The organism is Nocardia australiensis (genome assembly GCF_020733705.1).
Classification (GTDB): Bacteria; Actinomycetota; Actinomycetes; order Mycobacteriales; family Mycobacteriaceae; genus Nocardia; species Nocardia australiensis.
The window spans coordinates 497,762-516,398 of record NZ_JAJFZM010000017.1; the positions used below are offsets into that span (position 1 = coordinate 497,762).

Sequence of the window (18,637 nt, forward strand, 5' to 3'; positions counted from 1 at the left end):
AAACCCAGTAGTTCACTCTTGCAACGTGAACATCAGCAAAGCAAGGCGCGTTACCGAAATGTAATCATTATTGAGAGCGATCATGCCTGATCAAGGCACAAAACGAAGTGTTGACCAGCACTACAGCGGGGACGTGCCGCGACTACTCAGGCACCAAGTGGCAAACGGCGCAGGGAACGCAGCGCGTAGTGCACCCGAGTCTTCACCGTGCCCACGGGAACGCCGATATCGTCGGCCACGTCCTGATACGCGCGATCGCGCAAGATCACCTCGACCACCGCCTCGCGCTGCGAATCGGGCAGCCGGGTCAGCAGATCCGCGACCAACAGCCCATTGATCAGGCCGTCGACGAAATCCGGCTTCGCATAGCGGATATCGCTGAGTTCGGCGACCTCGTCCCAGCCGGTATCACCGGGCCGGACGGCGCGAGCACGCGAGATATCGGTCATGACGTTGCGCTGAATTGCCAGCAGCCAGGTTCGAATGGACCCCTTGCGCTCGTCGAACGACGCGCACGAACGCCAGGCCCGCAGCAATGTCTCCTGTACCGCGTGTTCGGCCAGTCCGGAATCACCCAGCCTGCGCAGCGCACGCCAGTGCAGCAACGCACGATCGGCCGCGAACACGCTCGCGATGCCGTCGTCCGCGCACAGGCCGGCGCACCGCGCAGCGCACGCGGGCGGTCGTGCGGCGACAGCGGCAACCGACCGAGTACCTCTCATACAACGGATATCGCTGCGACCCCGGACGATGACAACAGCCACGGCGAAATAACCGAGATTGTTACTTCCTGTTGCCGATATAACGAAAATCCTGCAATCGGCGGAATTCCAGCGCCGACTCTGGTAGATCTTCCCCGGGGATTCGGGGATCTCCGCAGGTCAGCTGCCCACCGGCAGCGAGAGCATGATTCGAGGAGCAATCGCCATGCGTGCACGCACGCTCATGATCGCGGGAGCCATGGCCTCCGCGGTGGCCCTGGCGGGCGCGGGAGCCGCTGCCGCCCAACCCGGTACCGCCATGCCGGAAGACGGTCTCTATCTGGTCGGCGTCGATATTCTGCCGGGCATCTGGGAAGCCCCTGGCACCCCGGATCAGGCCAATGGCTGCGATTGGCGACGGCTGTGGACAGTCGAGGGCGACGAAACCGACCAGCACCACATCATCGTTAACGACTTCACTCGGCACACTCCGGTCCGCGTCGAGATTGCGCCGACCGACGTCGCCTTCAGGACCGTGAACTGCGGAGCGTGGCAGATGGCGCCGGCGCGCCCCAATACCGGTTCGTTCGGCGGCTGAGTCAGCTTCACACTCCGTCACTCTTCCGCCCAGCGCCCGGTGTCGACGAGATGCTGACATCTGGCGCATAGGGTTCGCACCCATGACGAGAAGCAAGATTCTGATCACCGGCGCGAGCACCGGACTCGGCGCGGCGATGGCGCGGGACTTCGCGGCCAAAGGCCGAGATCTAGCGTTGTGCGCCCGTCGGGTCGACGCGCTCGAGGCATTGCGCGACGAACTCGCCACCGCACATCCGGGGGTCACCGTCGCGGTCCGTGGCCTGGATGTCGACGATCACGCGGCGGTCCCAGAAGCCTTCGGCGAGCTCCGCGATGAACTCGGCGGTCTCGATCGGGTGATCGTCAACGCTGGTATCGGCAAGGGCGCGGTGATCGGCAGCGGTCGCGCGGCCGCGAATCTCGCAACGGCGACGACGAATTTCGTCAGCGCGCTCGCGCAGGCCGAGGCGGCGTTGGCGATCTTTCGCGCCAAACGGGCCGGGCATCTGGTGCTGGTGTCGTCGATGAGCGCGGTGCGCGGGCTTCCGGGAAAGAAGGCGGCGTACTCGGCGAGCAAGGCCGGACTGGCCGCGCTGGGTGAGGCGCTGGCGGTGGAACTGGCGAAGTCGCCGATCGCCGTTACCACCCTGCTGCCCGGGTACATCGCGACCGATATGGCGGCCAAGGCAGGCGATGCGCGGATGGTGGCGCCGCTGGACAAAGGCGTCACCGCGATGGTTCGCGCTATCGAGCGGGAACAGACCCGCGCGTGCGTGCCGCAATGGCCGTGGCGACTGATCGACCTGGCGCTGCCGCTTTTGCCCGCCGCGGTGGTCACACGCATGAGCACGTGAAATTCCGCGCCGAAGTGTTCCGGGCCACATTTGACCATGCTGAGAATTACCCAAATGTCTGAATAATGACTCCTTCTCGCCACAGTCGTCGCTCGTTGCACGCCGGTCGGTCATTCATCGTTGTCGATACCGAAATCCATGATGCCGCAGGCAAACTCGTCGCACGTGTGACTCAGACCCAAGCCGTACTCTGAACTGACCGCGCCACAATCGCCAGTGCCTCACCGCCGGTGCGTCGCGCCCAACGTGAGGCACCGGCGATTTCGGCCCACGACCCTCATTCAGCGTGATTCGCTCCACCTCGCCGCCGGGCCTCCAGCGCCCGCCACCGCGAACCACCTTCTTGCGCCCAGCCCTTCGAGCAGGTAGCTTGGCTGGTGTCTCCCTTGTGGATGTAGGACTACCTCCCGCAAGAGATTCTGAGATCCCCCTTCTGGTCCAGCCGAATCGGCCGTCCGGAGCCATTTTCTCTATGAGTCCCAGCCCGCCGGAATGTACCGGCCCGCAGGCAATACGGGTTCTTCGCCCGCAGCGCACACAGCCGCTACTCGTCTCGGCGCTTCGCCATACCTCCATATCGAAATTTGGAAGGAAACACCATGAACGTCAACACTTTTCCTACCCAACCACCCGACAGCGCCACAGCTGGCGACCGATCCGAAACCGGTCGATCGGTCACCGGCACCCTCGACATCGCCGATAACCGCGCCGCCACGCTGCGCGTCGACGGCTATCTACCCGGTCCGCTCGATGCGCATGTTCCACCGCGCCTGATCCGCGAATACGGCCTGCGGCGCGGCGATTTCATCATCGGCACCGCCGCGCGGGCGGCACGCGGCGACAAGCTCGACCCGCTGGTCCAGATCGAGCGCATCAACGGACAGGACCCGGGCCGCACCAAATCTCGCCCGGACTTCGCCGATCTCGTACCCATCTACCCGAATCAGCGGCTGCGGCTGGAAACCGAACCGCACGCTATGACGACCCGTGTCACCGATCTCGTCATGCCCATCGGCAAGGGGCAGCGCGCGCTCGTCGTCGCGCCGCCGAAGGCGGGCAAAACCTCTGTGCTGCAAGCGATCGCGCACGGTATCGCCAAGAACCATCCGGAATGCGAACTCATGCTGGTGCTGGTCGGCGAGCGCCCCGAGGAGGTCACCGATCTGGCCAGATCGGTACCTGCGGACGTCGCCGCCGCCACCTTCGACCGCCCGCCACGCGACCATATCGCGATGGCCGAACTAGCCATCGAACGCGCCAAACGCCTGGTCGAAATGGGTCGCGACGTGGTGGTCCTGCTGGATTCACTGACACGGCTGGCCCGTGCGTACAACAACGTCGCTCCGTCCTCTGGCCGTGTGCTCTCCGGTGGCGTCGACGCCGCCGCGCTCGCGCCACCGAAGAAGTTCCTCGGCGCTGCCCGCAATATCGAAAACGGCGGCTCGCTCACCATCGTCGCCACCGCTCTCGTGGAGACCGGATCGCTGGCCGACACGGTGATCTTCGAGGAATACAAGAGCACCGGCAATGCCGAGCTCAAACTCGATCGCGCTACTGCGGGCCGACGCGTCTTCCCTGCCATCGACATCGCTGCTTCCAGCACCCGCAAGGACGAATTGCTACTTGCCGCAGACGAATTGGCGGCCACTCACCTACTGCGCCGGACCCTCACGGCGGTCGATGGCCAGCAAGCCATCGACCTACTGCTCGAGGGCCTGCGTCAAGCGCCCACCAACGCGGAGTTCCTCGCCGCGCTCAACACCCCGCGCCACTGACCCGCGCTCATCTCGGCCTTAAGACTCTTTTAAGGGGTCCTCGAGCCGTCGAAGGCATTGTTTGTTTCACGCCCGGCAGGGCCTGCCTTCGGAGGGGGAGGCAGGGCCGCCGGGCGTTCTATGTACCCGTAAGGGTGACCCACCCGGCCGGACCGGGCAGTCGCGCCGGCACCATCGCGATCAGGGCGGTGCGGCGCGGGGACTGGAAATGGGCGGTGGCCGTCAGCGCGAACATTGCGGCCAGCCCGACTGCGGCGGCATGCGCCCATGAGTCGAGCCACGCGACATAGGCGAGCAGGCCGCCGAGCCGGCGCGAATGCGCACTGGAGAACTCGAGTTTCGGTCCGACACCCGACCCAGAAGCCCATGGCCCGTCAGATGATTGCCACTATCCGGTTCGATTGACCTCGACTACAGTGACGCCGCGTCGAGTAGACAACCGACGGACCAACCGCCGCCCCGACCCACCTGATGGACATGGATATCCACGCCTACCCCACCGCAGCCAGCACACCGGTGAATCTCACCGAGGCCGAGCGCATCGCCGACCAGTACCTGCCCACCGCCGACGACGCGGAGCCGGGAATCACGAACCTGCTGACCGAATTCGACTCGGGCTTCACGGTTGTCGCGATCTTCCTGCCGCCGCCCGGGACCGATCCACATACGCCCCTGCCACCGCCCACCGTCGGTGGCTCTGTCTACGTCATCGACAAAGCCACCGGGGCGGTATCCTTTTGGCCCAGTTACCCCACCGATCTGGTCGCCGAGCTGTACGCCGAGGCGCTACGCACCGACGGCCTGATCATCGACCCCGACTGGCCCGAAGAGGACTAGCCGGCGATCAGGCCACAGCCCTGGTGACGACGGGGATCTCACCACTGTTGGAGTCGGGGACCTCGGTGCCGCGCAGCGAGGTCCCCACGGTTTCGCGCAGGTACTGCCAGGCGACCAGACCTACCAGGGAGGCGCCGACCATATACGCGGCGGGGAACAGCGACCAGCCGGTCGCCTCGATCGCGGCCTCGTTGACCAGCGGGGCTGTACCACCGAAGATCGCGGTGGAGACGTTGTAGCCCAACGCGAATCCCGCATAGCGGACATGGGTGGGGAAGATCGCGGGGAAGGTCGAGCTGATGGTGGCCAGCTGCGGCACATACAGCAGGCCGAGGACGATGAAGCCGAAAATGGCCCACCCAGCTCCCTTACCCATCAGCCAGTACATCGGCAGCGCGAACACCGCGAGACCGACCAGCGAGAACAGCCACATCGGGCGGCGTCCGACGGTGTCGGACAGCCTGCCGAAGAACGGCAGCACGAGCATCATCACCACCTGACCGATCAGCATCATGGCGGTGGTCGCGGACTCTCCCATGCCGATGGTCTTCTGCAGATAGGTCGGCTGATAGGTGAGCAGGGTGTAGTTCACGACGTTGAGCGCGACGACCAGTCCGGCCAGCGTAAGCACCTCACGCCGATAGGTGGTCACCACCTGGAGCAGTCCGCCCTTGGGGTGCTCGTGTTCGGCGACCTCGGTGAAGACCGGGGACTCGTCGAGGTGCGAGCGCAGGTACCAGCCGATCATGCCCAGCGGCACCGCGATCAGGAACGGAATGCGCCAGCCCCAGTCGTACATCGCGTCCGAACCGACCATGAGCTGACAGGCCAGCACCACAGCCGAACCACCGACGAAGCCGCCGAGAGTGCCGAATTCCAGGAAGCTGCCGAAGAAACCACGCCTCTTGTCGGAGCAGGTTTCGGCCAGATATGTTGCCGCGCCACCATATTCACCACCGGTGGAGAAGCCCTGCACGACTCGCAACGCGATGAGCAGCACCGGCGCGAGCCAGCCCACCTGCGAATGTGTCGGCAGGATGCCGATGGCGCCGGTGGCGGCCGCCATCAACAGGATCGTGGTGGCCAGCACGACCTTTCGACCCAGCCGGTCACCGAGCGGGCCCCAGACCATGCCGCCCAGCGGGCGCAGCATGAACGAGACGGCGAAACCGAGCATGGTGAAGAGAGTGCCGAAGCTGCCAGGAAAGAAGGCGGCGGTGAGATATGTGGTCGTCGCGGCGTAGACGCCGTAGTCGAACCACTCCGTCGCATTGCCCATGGCGGACGCGGCGACCGAGCGTTTCAAGTGCACAGACCCCGATTTGCGATCCGACACACGCGCCTCCTGTCCAGCCCGGTTCGCGGACCCTCGATTCGTTTCCATTCGCCTGCCCCAAAAATTCCTGAAGCAGGGTATAAAACCAACCGTTACCCATTCGAGACACGAGGCAAACAACCACGACGCGCCATGCCCGACTCACAGGCTCGACGTCACCTGCATCGTCGTAACGCAATGTGATCTTAACCACACCAACCTCGAGAGGGGTTGAACGCCGCTCGAGTCCGCATCGCCATATTCGGTCCGGCGACGGCTCTTGCGGACGGTTCGCGACTCGGATCGCACGTGTCAGCGTCGCGCGAGCATGGCGGCAAGGCCCTCGGTGGCCTCGCGGGCGAGGGCCGCGTCGACCGGAGCATGTTGACCTACCCCGCCCGGCGGTGAGTGGCACATGACTGCTGCAAACGCCTGGTACAGCTCACAAAGATGTGCCACTCACCGCCTGAGCGAGTAGGAATGGTGGATGGGTGATGATGATGAGCGGGTTATTGAGCTGGCGGCTGAGGTGTTCGGGTTGGCGCGGCGGGGGGAGGCGGAGGCGCTCGGTGGGTATGTGGATGCCGGGGTTCCGGTGAATCTCACCAATGACCGGGGCGACACACTGCTGATGCTGGCTGCTTACCATGGGCATGAGGGCGCCGTCGCGGCGTTGCTGGCACGTGGCGCCGAACCGGATCGGGCCAACGACAAGGGGCAAACCCCATTGGCCGGTGCCGTGTTCAAGGGCGAGACCGAGATCGTGCGGGCACTGGTTGCCGCGGGCGCGGATCCGGACGCGGGCACACCGTCGGCTCGCGACGCCGCCGAAATGTTCGGCAAGACCGAACTATTGAGGCTGTTCGGCGCATCGTGAGCGCGCCGAACAGCGAAAGTGCGCTACTTCAGATCATCCGAGGGCAGGTACGCCCCCGGCCCGGACCCGTCCGAGCGACTGAAGACCGGGCGGAAATCCGCACCGTCTCCCTCGGCGACGGCCGAGACCTCCGCCTGGACAGCGTCGTGACTGAACAGCCCGGGTACTTGCCCGTCTTCCTGACTCATTCTTCGAGCCTCCTCCCATCGACGACAAATAGCGAATCCTACGGCCACGACCAGCCGCTACAGCGGCGTCACGTAGGCACCGGAAATGCCGCCATCGACCAGGAACTGCGAGGCGGTGATGAACGACGCGTCGTCGCTGGCGAGAAACGCTACGGCTGCGGCGATTTCATCGGGTTCGGCGAATCGGCCGGTCGGGATGTGCACCAGGCGGCGGGCGGCGCGCTCGGGATCCTTGGCGAACAGCTCCTGCAACAACGGGGTGTTGACGGGGCCGGGACACAGCGCGTTGACCCGAATTCCATTGCGAGCGAACTGAACTCCGAGTTCGCGGCTCATCGCGAGTACGCCGCCTTTGGAGGCGGTGTAGGACACCTGCGAGGTCGCCGCGCCCATGACCGCGACGAACGAGGCCGTGTTGATCACCGAGCCCTTGCCACGCTCCAGCATGTGGCCGATGGCGTATTTGCTGCACAGGTACACCGAGGTCAGGTTCACCTCCTGCACACGCCGCCACGCATCGATGCCGGTGGTGAGGATCGAATCATCCTCCGGCGGTGAGATTCCCGCATTGTTGAAGGCGATGTCCAGACCACCGTAGGTGTCGACAGTCGTCTGGAACAGCGCCTCGACCTGCGCCTCGTCGGTGACGTCGACCTGCACGTACAAACCGCCGACCTCGGTGGCCGCGGCCGCGCCGGAGGTGGCGTCGATATCGGCGACGACTACCGTGGCGCCCTCCGCGGCGAAGCGGCGCACGGTGGCCAGACCGATACCGCTACCGCCGCCGGTGACCACGGCAACCCGATCTTGTAAGCGCTGCAACGCATCTCCTCCTCAGCTCGCGGCAATGAAGACGTTCTTGGTTTCGGTGAAGGCGAGAGCGGCGTCCGGGCCTAGCTCGCGGCCGAGACCGGACTGCTTGAAACCGCCGAACGGCGTCCAATACCGTACCGACGAATGCGAATTCACCGACAGGTTTCCGGCTTCGACTCCGCGGGATACCCGCAGTGCGCGGCCGACGTCACTGGTCCAAATGGAGCCGGACAGACCGTATTCGGAGTCGTTCGCGATGCGCAGCGCGTCGGCCTCGTCATCGAACGGCAGTACCGCGACCACCGGCCCGAATACCTCCTCGGTGAGTATTCGCTCGGTCGGCGCGCCGGGCAGCACAACCGTTGGCGGATACCAAAATCCGGGACCATCGCGACGAGTGCCGGTGAAGGCGATCTCGGTCGACGGCTCCACGAACGCGGCAACCCGCTCGCGGTGCGCGGCCGAGATCAGCGGCCCCATCTCTGTCGCCTCGTCCGAGGGATCACCCACCCGAATCCCGCGTACGGCCGGTTCCAGCAATTCCAGGAATCGGTCGAAAATACTGCGCTGCACGAGGATTCGTGACCGAGCACAGCAGTCCTGACCGGCATTGTCGAAGACGCCGTAGGGCGCCGTCGCGGCCGCGCGCTCCACATCGGCGTCGGCGAACACGATATTGGCGCTCTTGCCGCCCAATTCGAGCGTCACCCGTTTCACCTGCTGGGCGCAGCCCGCCATAATCGCCTTGCCGACCTCGGTGGAGCCGGTGAACACCACCTTCCGTACCGCGGGATGGGTGACGAACCGCTGCCCCACCACCGATCCCTTTCCGGGCAGCACCTGGAAGACTCCCTCGGGAAGTCCCGCTTCCAGCGCGAGCTCGCCGAGCCGGATCGCGGTGAGCGGGGTCAGTTCGGCGGGCTTGAGCACCACCGTATTTCCCGCGGCGAGCGCGGGACCGAAACCCCAGGCCGCGATCGGCATCGGGAAATTCCATGGCACGATCACGCCGACGACGCCGAGCGGCTCATGGAAGGTGATGTTCACCCCGCCCGCCACCGGAATCTGGCTGCCGAGCAGGCGTTCCGGTATGCCGGCGACATAGTGCAGCACATCGCGGACATTGCCCGCCTCCCAGCGGGCGTTACCGATGGTGTGCCCGGCATTGGCGACCTCGAGGCGGGCCAGCCGTTCCAGGTTCGCGTCGACGGCCTCGGCGAACCGGCGCAGCAACCGGGCACGGTCCCCCGGCGCCACCTCACGCCAGTCCGCGGCCGCTCGATGCGCGCGCTCGATCGCGGCATCGGTCTCGGCCACGCCGAATAATTCGACCTCCGACACGATCTGTTCGGTCGCGGGGTTGACCACCTGTGCGGTCGTCATCGAATCAGCTCCCTTCGCTCGGTGCGCTCCACGGCTCGGTACGAGCTGCGGCCGCCTCGACCAGCGCCCGCATCAGGCGATCATCGGTCGAATCGGCCTCCGGGTGCCATTGGACCGCGACCAGGAACGGGCCCGACGATGTCTCGGCGGCCTCTATCGTGCCGTCCGCTGCGTGCGCGACCGCGACCAAGCCGGCGCCGAGTACATCGATCGCCTGGTGATGGTGACAGTGCACCTTCAGTTCGTGGCCCGTTATCGCGGCTACCCGACTGCCGGGCTCGGTCGAAACCCGGGTAATCCCGAAGACCCCGGGAGCGCGTACGTGCTCGTCGCGTCCCGGTAGGTCCGGTAGATGCTGGATCAGCGTGCCGCCGAATGCGATGTTCACCAACTGCAGCCCACGGCAGATCGCCAGGATCGGCACGCCCGCGGCGCGCGCCAACGCGAAGAGTTCGAACTCGAATTCATCGCGCTCCGTACGGGTTTCGCGGGTGCTGACATCCCGTGCCGCGCCATAGCGGACCGGGTCGATATCGGCGCCACCGGCCAGTACCAACCCGTCGAGTCGTGCCACGACTTCCCGGCGGGCCGCCCCAACCGGGGGCAGCAGCACCGGAATCCCGCCTGCCCGTTCCACCATGTCGACGTAACTGCGCGGTAGCACCGCGCTGTCCACATGCCACGGTCCGTATCGAGTCGGCTCGCTATAGGTCGAGACACCGATGACCGGCCGAGCTCCGACATCATTCGCCGCCACAGCGTCATAGTCGTTCGAAACCACGGACCCGTTCCCAATCGGTGACCGCGGCGTCGAAAGCCTCCAACTCGACCCGCGCCGCATTCCGGTAATGGTCCACCACATCGTCGCCGAACGCCGTCCGGGCGAGTTTGCTCGCACCGAAGAGATCGGCCGCCTCCCGCAGCGTGGCGGGCACGCGCGGACGGTGCGACCGGTAGGCGTTTCCGTGGAACTCCGGTTCCAACGGCAACCCGCGCTCGATGCCGTGCAGGCCCGCGGCGATCGTCGCCGCGACTGCGAGATAGGGGTTCACATCGCCGCCAGGTATCCGGTTCTCCATGCGCAGCGAAGGCCCCGACCCCACCAGCCGAAGCGCGCAGGTGCGGTTGTCGCGGCCCCACGCCAGCACGGTAGGAGCGAAACTACCTGGGACAAACCGCTTGTAGGAGTTGATATTCGGGGCGAGAAAATAGGTCAGCTCGCGTAGACAATCCAGTTGCCCCGCGATGAAATGCCGCAGCAGCGACGAGATTCCGTCCTGGCCGGCACCGGCGAATACCGGTTCACCCGATTCGGCACGAAGGCTGATATGGATATGACACGAATTACCCTCGCGCTCATTGTATTTCGCCATGAAGGACAGGCTGCGGCCTTCCTGTGCCGCGATCTCCTTGGCGCCGGTTTTGTAGATGCTGTGGTTGTCGCAGGTGATCAGCGCCTCGTCGAAGCGGAACGCGATTTCGTGCTGCCCGGGACTGCATTCGCCCTTCGCCGACTCGACGTACAGGCCCGCGCCGGACATCTCGTTGCGGATGCGCCGCAGCAGCGGTTCGATTCGGGATGTGCCGAGCATCGAATAGTCGACGTTGTACTGATTGGCCGGTGTGAGACCTCGATACCCGGCCTGCCACGCGGATTCGTAGCTGTCATCGAAGACCAGGAATTCGAGCTCGGTTCCGACGTAGGCGCGCAGCCCATGCTCGGCCAGCCGATCCAGCTGTGCCCGCAGTACCTGTCGTGGCGACGGCGCGACCGGCGCGCCCTTCGGACGCACCTGCTCGATATCACAGATCACCAGCGCCGTCCCCGGCAACCATGGGACCAGGCGCAAGGTGCTCATATCGGGACGCAGCACCAGATCGCCGTATCCGGTCTCCCATGACGACGTGGCGTAACCGTCGACGGTGTTCATCTCCACATCGACCGCGAGCAGATAGTCGCACGCCTCAGTGGCATGCGCGACGACCTCGTCCAGGAAATACCGTGCCGCGCACCGCTTTCCCTGCAAGCGCCCCTGCATATCGGTCATCACGACGAGCACCGTATCGAGCTCGCCCACCTCGACGTGATCGCGCAATTGCGCCAGACTCAACATCCCCGTACGCATCCACGACCCCTCTCGGCATCATCCGTGCCCACGGTAGAGGAAAAGGGGGCGCGGCGCGTCCGGACGCGCAATCCTGCCGTTCGGGAAATGGTTGCGACGGCTTGGACGGCTAGGGGATGAGGTGCCAGGCCTGAAGGAGGTAGGTGACGTTGGACGCGATAGAGGTCACGACGTTGGCGAGGTTCAGCGCCGCCGAACCGAAATCAATGATGTTCACCGGATTCCTTCAATAAGTGTTCTTCCAAGGCCATAACCAATGTATCGAGCCAATTGGTCAACTGACTTGAACAAAATGTCGCGACAGGGTCGGCATCGCTGTCCGGCTCATCTCGAAACACTCTGGCCGACAACGGATCCGTGCCGCCGCGATCATCTCGCCCATGAGAAACCGGACAGCCTGTTTGTGTGACAGCTCACTGTTCGACCCCGTGAACAACGGGACGGCGACCCGCCCGTCGTCAGCGCGCGACGACGGTGGTCGGAAGCGCGGCGAAACCGCGATTATTCGACGAGTGGATCCTGCGTATCCGATCCGCATCGATGTCGTAGTCGGACACCAGCCCGGTGATCTCCTCGAGAGCGACCCGCAATTCCAGCAGTCCGAGGCTCGAGCCGAGGCAATGGTGACGGCCACTGCCGAAAACCAACGACGGGCCGGTATCCCGATCCAGGTCGAAGGTGTCCGGGTTGTCGAAGACGTCCGGATCACGATTCGCCGAGCCGGTCAGCAGCAATACCCGTGCCTCAGCGGGGATCGTTACGCCGTGCAGTTCGACCGGTTCGGTCGTTGTCCGCAGCGAACCCTGCGATGACGGGTCGTAGCGCATCGACTCCGCGATCCAGTCGGTGATCCGGCCGCCGAAGGCCGCGCTGCGCTGCTCGGGATGCTGCCATCCGGCGTGCCAAGTATTGCCCAGCGTCAGCATCGCTGTCTCGATACCCGCACCGACCAGCAGGATCAGGACGCCGACAATCTCTTCGGGGGTCAGCCGATCGTCACTGTCGGCCGCGTCGAGCAAACCCGAGAGCAGGTCGTCGCGACGTTGTTTTCCGCGTTCGATGGTCAGCTCGGTGTAATAGCCGACCAGGGCACCGATCGCTTGGACCGCTTCGGGCCGCAGATCGGTGGACTCCTCGTCGGAGTACATGATCTCCATACCGAGCTTGCGGACCATGTCACGGTCGGCGTCGGGCACACCGACCAACTCCGAAATCACCTCTGTCGGAAAGGGGCCCGCGAAATCGGCCATCAGATCGAAGCTACCCGCGCCGACGAGTGGCTCGAGCAGGTTGCGCGCGATCTCACGCAGCCGCGGTTGCAGCGCCTGCACCCGCTGCGGGGTGAAGGCGCGCATGACCAAACCACGCAACCGGGTGTGCTTGGGCGGATCCATGGCAACGAAGGAGAAGAACTGTTCAGCCTGTGGCCCCCAGAAGGCCGGTTCCATTCGCAGTCCGTTCCGATTCGAGAATCGGTCCGAATCACGCAGCGCCGCACGCACATCCGCATGTCGCGATAGCGCCCAGAAATCGTCTGTCTCATTGCGGAAGACCGGCGCCTGCGCGCGGAGTTCGGCGTAGTACGGATAGGGGTTGTTGTGAACGTCGAAATCGTAGGGGCTGTAACGCAACTGCATAGGGCGACCTTTCGAACCGGCGCGATGTCACCATCACGCCGTGCCACAACTGACTGACCCGATCGACCGTAGACGACAAACGATCGCAGACGTCGAGAATCGGGACCCGACGTCTGCCACGGTACCGCGCTAGCTGGCCACCAAATCGAATATCAGCTGCTCGAACCCGGTAGGCACGTCAGGACTCACCGAGATCCGGTCACGCGCCCAGGAACCGGCCAATGCGGTGTTGCCACTGAGCCGTCCGTCATCGAGTCGCACACCGTATACCGGGCCTTCGGCGGTGAGCACCGGCAGCGGATGGATGCGATAGCGGTCGCCGTTCTCCAGCACCGTGGCCTTGTCGACGTATACGCGCTTGTCGTGGTTGATCAGGTACTGGCCGACGAATCCACGCTGCGGCGCCACCAGCGAGCCGACAGTTTCGGCCGTGCCATACAGGGGTTCTTGCCGACCGGTCCACACCACTCGGGTCGGCACGGACAGCAGGCGTTCGACCCCTTGCACGAAGTCATCGCCGATCCACGCGCGGTGTCTTAACTTCACGCAGGCGTCCAGATAGCCGATCAGCGTATGACCCGCATCGAGTAGGACGGCTCTGCAAAACTGGACCACTTGGTCGATTTCCCTTCTAAGACAAGGACTTTCGACCAATATTCACACGCGGAAGCCAATCGCGTTCGATTGGGGGGTTACAACAGAGTCACTACCATGTTCGCCACTATGGACAACTGACGCCGAACGGATTGTGAGCACGTATTTCGCCTATCCCGCAAGGCATTTCAGCGATCACCGCGGCCTGCTCGTGCGGGCACGCCTCCGCTCGGCTTGCAGTTCGGCGAGTTCCTGTTCGAGGATTTCGGCGACGCGGAACTGGCCGGTGTCGTAGATCTCGCCGGCACGAACGACCTCAACGGAGTCGATGTCCGGTTCGGATGAGACGACCGGGCTCTCCTTGGCCGCCTTGGTAACGGCACTAACGGTTTTGGTGTCACTCACGACGGACGGTGCGCTCGAAGTTTCGACATCGACCGGCGCGCTGGTCTTCTCGGCCTTCGCCGCGCCCGCCGACCGTGTGGTCGCTTTGGACGAGCCATTCGACGCTGGAGCCCCGGCCTTCGCCTTCGCGGCGGTCACCGACGTGTCGAGCTCGGCGTCGGTTTTGGAGGCTTCCTCGGCTTTGGCGGCAACCGAGGCGAGCGCGTCGGCAATGCTGAGATCCTCACGCCGCGTGGAACTCGTGGACGACGTGGCCGAGTGATCGAATGCCTTCACCACCGCAACCGACGGCGTGGATCGCTCCTCCCGCTTGGGTGAGACCTCGGAGTGGTTCACCCGGACCGCGAAGGCCGATACCGGTTTTTCCACGACCGGCTCGATTGTCGGCGTCACGTGTGTCTCCGCGTCCAGCGGTTTTTGTTCGGCACCGCTGGCGGACTCCAGGGCGGCCGGGGGCGTGCCCACCTTCATGAATTCCGGTTTCGGCGCACCGCGAAAGCTGGCGACCGTCGGAAACGAGCGTCGAATGAGATCGGCCGGATCGGGGAGGTCGCGAACCTGTTCGGTGGCCTGGGCGATCGCATGCCCGTAACGCGCGCTCGCGGCGTCATGGATGAGCAGGGCAACGCCGATCATCACCGGCGCGACCGCGTGCACCGCCGCGTCATACCAGCTACCGTCACGCAAATACGGATAGGTATTGAGGCTGACTGTCACTGCCAGCAAAGCGATTTCGGCGAACGCGACCTGACGGCGACTCTCGAGGATGCCCCACTCGGCCACCTTGTTCGTGCCGACCATGATGATGATCAGACACACGCTGATCATCGACTCGATGAGGTAGCTGAACCAGTAGAGCGGATCCCCTGGCCCGCCAGGCGCGATATTCTGCTGGACGTTGACCGCGGACCACAGCATGCCCGCCCCGACCACGGCAGCGAGCGCGCGCAGCGACCACGCTCTATGCCGATACAGTGACGCCAGCTTGGCGTGTGGGCTGGACTCCCGCCGCTGCGCGGCAATCGCCTTGCGGGCTACCAATAGATCTCGGATGTCGGCCTTCTCGATCGCTTCGGTGGTATGCCGGGCCCGATCGGATGCGGCGGCCGCGGCCTGCACGTGCTTCCAGCGCTGATCACGTTCCTGTCCGCGGATTTTTTCGGCGAGGTCACGCTCGGCGTGCAACTCGTCTTCGGACAGCGCCTCGGTCAGGGCGGGATCGAACTGGTACGCAAGCCGTCCACGGGCCTTTTCGACCCGTCTCGCCAGCTGCTTGACCTCGTCCTCGATGGGATGCTCGATGGTCAATTCGACTCCTGGCGGGAGAGATTCGATGACAGACAAGTGATCACTCGGGGCAACGGCACCACACATTCATAGTCGATACACCGTTGCCAGCGAAACTATTGGTTCGCCACGACAGCGAAAATCTCGGCGTGCCGCGGGCGACACACCCTTGATAGGGACCGAGATGTAACAAAACGGTCAACTTCCGTGCGGCTCTTGCCCTTCGGATCAGCCTGCGGTGATAGCGGTGATGAGCGTCCGGACCGCCGTGGTGCGGGTGGTGATCAACTGGGTGAAGGTCTGCGGTTCCCGGCCCGGAGATTGCTGGGTCAGGCCGACTTCCCAGTGGCCCTGGCCGTCACCGCCGCCGACAGCCGTTCGGGTGATCCGTACGCAGTAGAGGGTGCCCTCGGGAATCTGGTCGATGCCGCGCTGGATCTGCTCGGCGGCCGGGACAGCCGCGTCGTCGGCGACCACGGCCCGCGCCGCGAAACCGGAACGTTGCACGTAGTAGGCGCGTTCGAAGGCGAGGATCGCCGACGGGCCGTCGGTGGTGCCGCCAGGGTCGGTGCCGGACACCACATCCGAGGTGCGGCTCTGCTCGCAGTCGAGGGTCGCGACCGCTGAGAACTCGTTGCCTGGCACATCGATCGCCGGAGCAGATGAACTGGGCGAAGCGGTCGAGCTGGACGTGCTGGACGTAGCCGGACCAGCCACCTGCACCAGTGTGGGTGGCGAGTCCGCTGCCGGTGTCGCGTGCTTGCCGGTTGTGCGGACGGCGACCAAAATGACCGCACCGATCGCGACCGCGATACCGAACACGATAAGCACCGCGACCAGACGATTGCCCTGGCCCGATTGGTTCGCGCGAGTTCGGTTGCGCAGTGGTTGATCCCGCTGTCGCGGTGGCTGGCGCAACCGGGATACGGCATTGCCACCGGATCGGTCGATGAGCTCGGGCGCCGGTTGGCCGGACTCGTCGTAGGCGTCGAATTCCGGAAGTCGGTCATCGCTGGGGTAATGGTCCTCGGCGGCCGCGGGGGTGGGCAGGTCCGGCGCGGGGCTCGGTGCGTCGAGCCACTGCTTCCAATCCCCGGACGGCTGCGCGGAATTCGGCGGTTCATCGAGATTCGGTGGTGGCTCGGGCATATCGACCTCCACGGCCCGGGGTTGGCCCGATGAGCGGCGACCGGGTCGCCGCCGCTTCGGAGGTTTGGTGGGCAACCGCACCATGGGCAGGCCGGTATCGAATGGATTGCTCTGACCTTGGTTTCGGCCGGAGCGGTCGGAATCAGAGCGTGTCATCGCCGAAGTCGCCGATGACGGCGGCCGGAACGGTTTCGGTCAGGTTCTCGGTCGCGGTCGGTACGGTCACGCCGAGCTGACCGCCGCGCGGCTTTTCGCCGGTCCCCGCCGACGGCGGCATCGCCATGCCACCGGTGACGCCCGGCTGCCCCGCCGCTTGCGGCGCAGCGGGTTTCGGAGGTTCGGGTTCGGCCGCAGGCGCGGGCGCCGGTGTTGGAACCGGTCGCACATCGGGCGTGTCCGAGTTGGCGGAACCGTTCTGAGCGGGCGGAATCACCGTACCGGGCCCGGTTCCCTGGGGCGAGGGCTTGTTCGTTCCGCCGCCGAAGTCGAACAATCCTCCTGGACTGGTCGAGGTACCGCCCGACGCACCGCCCGAATTCGCGCCTCCGGTGGTGGAACCGGGGTGGATGAGCTCGGGAATCGCGGTGTCCATGGCCTTGTCGGTGGACGCGGCCACGGTATCCATGGCGTGCGTGCCGACCTCGGCGATCTTGTCGATCAGATGGGTGCCGATGTCAACCCCGGCACTGATGGCCGAGGTACCGAGGCTCACCCCCGCGGAGATCAGCTGCTGCTGGAGCTGGAGCTGGGCCGCGAGTACCGGGTCCACCGGTTGCCCGGTGACGCCCGGATTCGCCACCGCCGGCGGGTACTGGCCGTTGATACCCGGCTGGTACTGGCCATTGGTACCGAACGAGGATTGGTTGGACGTGATGCCCGAGGGCGTCGTGACGGTGAGCGGACCCATCTCGTCCAGACGCCGGGTGTGATCGTCCATATCGGAGCGTGCGGCGGTGACCGTGGTGACGGCATCGCGCAGCGCCAGAGTGCCTCGCGCGATGACGGCGTCGGTATCCGGTGCCGACGACGCGTTGCCCATGATCTCGCGGGCATCCCGGCGGAAGTCCGCGATGATCTGGTCGACCTTGTTGGCCGCGCGGGCGCTGGTGGCGTGCGCGTCACCGAGCACCGACAGATACGCCGGCCCGCGGTCGGAGATATCGCCGATCTGGGTCTGAGTGGTACGCAGCGCGGGCACCGCCGCATCGGCGCCGGTGGACTCCCAGGTCGATTCCAGCGCGTGCAGTCCGTCGCGATGCGACCCCTCGGTGTCGGCCACCTGTGTGGACGCCGCGGACAGGGCGCCGGTTATCGCACGATCCGGTGTCGCGACACCGGTACCGAGCGAGGATCGCAATTCGAGCAGCGGCGCCACCAGGGCGGCCACGATCGGCGGATCGACGTTCGGGTCGATGGCCGCGGGAGCGACGGTTTCGGTCGTTGCCGGGGTGGAGGCGGCTCGCCTCCGCAGACCCGTCAGTGTCCTGAGCGACCTCATGCCAGCGCCTCCCCTGCCCTGCCGACGGCACCAGCGGTGTCGGCGTCGACACGCTGCGCCTCGCCGCTGTAACCGCTCAGAACCTGCCCATAGGTGGAAACCAGCTGCCCCGCAGTGGACAGCGCCTGCGAATGTTCGGCCACTGCCGCGGTGAACCGTGCCGCGAATCCGGCGCCGATCAGCCCGAGATCAGTGGTCAACTGTTCTTGATTCATGGCGCCCGCCGCCACCGCTGACGCCGAGGCCAGCTGTTGCGACACCGCCTCTGCGATGGTGGTGTAGGCGGCCATCGCCGCCGGGTCGAGCTTCAGCGCATCCACTGTTCCCCCTCACGGAAAACCAATCTTTCGCTGCCGCGTCACAATTCGACACACCGAGCCTACTTCGCGCCCGGACGACGCGCGCCCGTTACTCGACACGAAGCCTGTTCAGCTAGAGCCTTTGCGGGGGACGCGAGCGTCTGACCTGCGATCTATCGAACTTGGGCAGCTTAACCGACAGACGACGCCGAACCCAACCTCGCGGCGATCAGGCTGCCCGGCGAGCGCGGGCCGCCGAGGAACGGTAGCCCGCGGACCGCGAACGGGCGGTGTCATCGGCGGACCTCGTCGCCCGACCG

The 18,637-nt window shown here is 65.3% G+C and carries 17 protein-coding genes and 1 pseudogene; 5 read left to right on the forward strand and 13 right to left on the reverse strand.

The genetic code is table 11. From position 1 onward, the window contains the following. Positions 1–146 precede the first annotated feature (146 nt). Positions 147–722 (reverse strand): sigma-70 family RNA polymerase sigma factor, encoded by a 576-nt coding sequence (locus LKE06_RS31525; RefSeq protein WP_228003089.1) that lies wholly within the window; start codon positions 720–722, stop codon positions 147–149. Positions 723–927: 205 nt separating this feature from the next. On the opposite strand from LKE06_RS31525, the gene LKE06_RS31530 reads away from it, so the two are divergent. From LKE06_RS31530 to LKE06_RS31545, 4 genes and pseudogenes are all read left to right on the forward strand, one after another. Further along, complete coding sequence (locus LKE06_RS31530; RefSeq protein WP_228003090.1) at positions 928–1,299, forward strand: Rv1352/Rv1906c domain-containing protein; 372 nt, start codon at positions 928–930, stop codon at positions 1,297–1,299. A gap of 82 nt (positions 1,300–1,381) precedes the next feature. After that, entirely contained in the window at positions 1,382–2,134 is a 753-nt protein-coding gene (locus LKE06_RS31535) for an SDR family oxidoreductase (protein WP_228003091.1), read from the forward strand. A gap of 674 nt (positions 2,135–2,808) precedes the next feature. Next, a pseudogene (locus LKE06_RS31540) lies at positions 2,809–3,909 on the forward strand (transcription termination factor Rho, short form); the annotation flags it as partial. Positions 3,910–4,380: 471 nt separating this feature from the next. Continuing rightward, positions 4,381–4,746 (forward strand): SUKH-4 family immunity protein, encoded by a 366-nt coding sequence (locus LKE06_RS31545; RefSeq protein ID WP_228003092.1) that lies wholly within the window; start codon positions 4,381–4,383, stop codon positions 4,744–4,746. Between the two features lie 7 nt (positions 4,747–4,753). Here the strand turns inward: LKE06_RS31545 and LKE06_RS31550 are convergent, their stop codons facing one another. Further along, positions 4,754–6,025: an MFS transporter gene (locus tag LKE06_RS31550; protein WP_228003291.1), complete on the reverse strand. Its 1,272-nt coding sequence runs from the start codon at positions 6,023–6,025 to the stop codon at positions 4,754–4,756. 523 nt (positions 6,026–6,548) lie between these two features. On the opposite strand from LKE06_RS31550, the gene LKE06_RS31555 reads away from it, so the two are divergent. Further along, positions 6,549–6,938, forward strand: coding sequence for an ankyrin repeat domain-containing protein (locus tag LKE06_RS31555; RefSeq protein WP_228003093.1), 390 nt, complete (start codon positions 6,549–6,551; stop codon positions 6,936–6,938). Between the two features lie 23 nt (positions 6,939–6,961). Here the strand turns inward: LKE06_RS31555 and LKE06_RS31560 are convergent, their stop codons facing one another. The 11 genes from LKE06_RS31560 to LKE06_RS31610 form a co-directional block, all read right to left on the reverse strand. Then, entirely contained in the window at positions 6,962–7,126 is a 165-nt protein-coding gene (locus tag LKE06_RS31560; RefSeq protein WP_228003094.1) for a hypothetical protein, read from the reverse strand. Between the two features lie 57 nt (positions 7,127–7,183). Next, positions 7,184–7,948, reverse strand: a complete 765-nt coding sequence (locus LKE06_RS31565; RefSeq protein WP_228003095.1) for a 3-oxoacyl-ACP reductase — start codon at positions 7,946–7,948, stop codon at positions 7,184–7,186. Positions 7,949–7,960: 12 nt separating this feature from the next. After that, positions 7,961–9,322, reverse strand: a complete 1,362-nt coding sequence (locus LKE06_RS31570; protein WP_228003096.1) for an aldehyde dehydrogenase family protein — start codon at positions 9,320–9,322, stop codon at positions 7,961–7,963. A gap of 4 nt (positions 9,323–9,326) precedes the next feature. Further along, on the reverse strand, positions 9,327–10,103 hold the full coding sequence (locus tag LKE06_RS31575; RefSeq protein WP_228003097.1) for a gamma-glutamyl-gamma-aminobutyrate hydrolase family protein: 777 nt from the start codon (positions 10,101–10,103) through the stop codon (positions 9,327–9,329). Beyond that, entirely contained in the window at positions 10,084–11,448 is a 1,365-nt protein-coding gene (locus LKE06_RS31580) for a glutamine synthetase family protein (protein WP_228003098.1), read from the reverse strand. The genes LKE06_RS31575 and LKE06_RS31580 overlap by 20 nt, the downstream gene beginning before the upstream one ends. 458 nt (positions 11,449–11,906) lie before the next feature. Continuing rightward, positions 11,907–13,085 carry a cytochrome P450 gene (locus LKE06_RS31585; protein WP_228003099.1) on the reverse strand — a complete coding sequence of 393 codons (1,179 nt, stop codon included), beginning with the start codon at positions 13,083–13,085 and terminating at the stop codon, positions 11,907–11,909. 129 nt (positions 13,086–13,214) lie between these two features. Next, positions 13,215–13,700, reverse strand: a complete 486-nt coding sequence (locus LKE06_RS31590) for a hypothetical protein (RefSeq protein ID WP_228003100.1) — start codon at positions 13,698–13,700, stop codon at positions 13,215–13,217. 174 nt (positions 13,701–13,874) lie between these two features. Then, entirely contained in the window at positions 13,875–15,392 is a 1,518-nt protein-coding gene (locus LKE06_RS31595; RefSeq protein ID WP_228003101.1) for a hypothetical protein, read from the reverse strand. Between the two features lie 207 nt (positions 15,393–15,599). Continuing rightward, the gene (locus tag LKE06_RS31600) at positions 15,600–16,520 is read right to left on the reverse strand and encodes a DUF8176 domain-containing protein (RefSeq protein ID WP_228003102.1); all 921 of its coding nucleotides are present in this window, start codon (positions 16,518–16,520) and stop codon (positions 15,600–15,602) included. Between the two features lie 142 nt (positions 16,521–16,662). Further along, positions 16,663–18,018: a hypothetical protein gene (locus LKE06_RS31605; RefSeq protein ID WP_228003103.1), complete on the reverse strand. Its 1,356-nt coding sequence runs from the start codon at positions 18,016–18,018 to the stop codon at positions 16,663–16,665. Next, the gene (locus LKE06_RS31610; protein WP_228003104.1) at positions 18,015–18,338 is read right to left on the reverse strand and encodes a hypothetical protein; all 324 of its coding nucleotides are present in this window, start codon (positions 18,336–18,338) and stop codon (positions 18,015–18,017) included. The genes LKE06_RS31605 and LKE06_RS31610 overlap by 4 nt, the downstream gene beginning before the upstream one ends. Between the last annotated feature and the right edge of the window lie 299 nt (positions 18,339–18,637).

What these genes read in the sequence shown, in the direction of transcription:
- LKE06_RS31605 (WP_228003103.1), bottom strand. Translation starts at nt 18,018, where the DNA reads ATGAGGTCGCTCAGGACACTGACGGGTCTGCGGAGGCGAGCCGCCTCC.
- LKE06_RS31570 (WP_228003096.1), bottom strand. Translation starts at nt 9,322, where the DNA reads ATGACGACCGCACAGGTGGTCAACCCCGCGACCGAACAGATCGTGTCG.
- LKE06_RS31545 (WP_228003092.1), top strand. Translation starts at nt 4,381, where the DNA reads ATGGACATGGATATCCACGCCTACCCCACCGCAGCCAGCACACCGGTG.
- LKE06_RS31600 (WP_228003102.1), bottom strand. Translation starts at nt 16,520, where the DNA reads ATGCCCGAGCCACCACCGAATCTCGATGAACCGCCGAATTCCGCGCAG.
- LKE06_RS31585 (WP_228003099.1), bottom strand. Translation starts at nt 13,085, where the DNA reads ATGCAGTTGCGTTACAGCCCCTACGATTTCGACGTTCACAACAACCCC.
- LKE06_RS31555 (WP_228003093.1), top strand. Translation starts at nt 6,549, where the DNA reads ATGGGTGATGATGATGAGCGGGTTATTGAGCTGGCGGCTGAGGTGTTC.
- LKE06_RS31535 (WP_228003091.1), top strand. Translation starts at nt 1,382, where the DNA reads ATGACGAGAAGCAAGATTCTGATCACCGGCGCGAGCACCGGACTCGGC.
- LKE06_RS31580 (WP_228003098.1), bottom strand. Translation starts at nt 11,448, where the DNA reads ATGCGTACGGGGATGTTGAGTCTGGCGCAATTGCGCGATCACGTCGAG.
- LKE06_RS31530 (WP_228003090.1), top strand. Translation starts at nt 928, where the DNA reads ATGCGTGCACGCACGCTCATGATCGCGGGAGCCATGGCCTCCGCGGTG.
- LKE06_RS31560 (WP_228003094.1), bottom strand. Translation starts at nt 7,126, where the DNA reads ATGAGTCAGGAAGACGGGCAAGTACCCGGGCTGTTCAGTCACGACGCT.
- LKE06_RS31525 (WP_228003089.1), bottom strand. Translation starts at nt 722, where the DNA reads ATGAGAGGTACTCGGTCGGTTGCCGCTGTCGCCGCACGACCGCCCGCG.
- LKE06_RS31550 (WP_228003291.1), bottom strand. Translation starts at nt 6,025, where the DNA reads ATGGGCAATGCGACGGAGTGGTTCGACTACGGCGTCTACGCCGCGACG.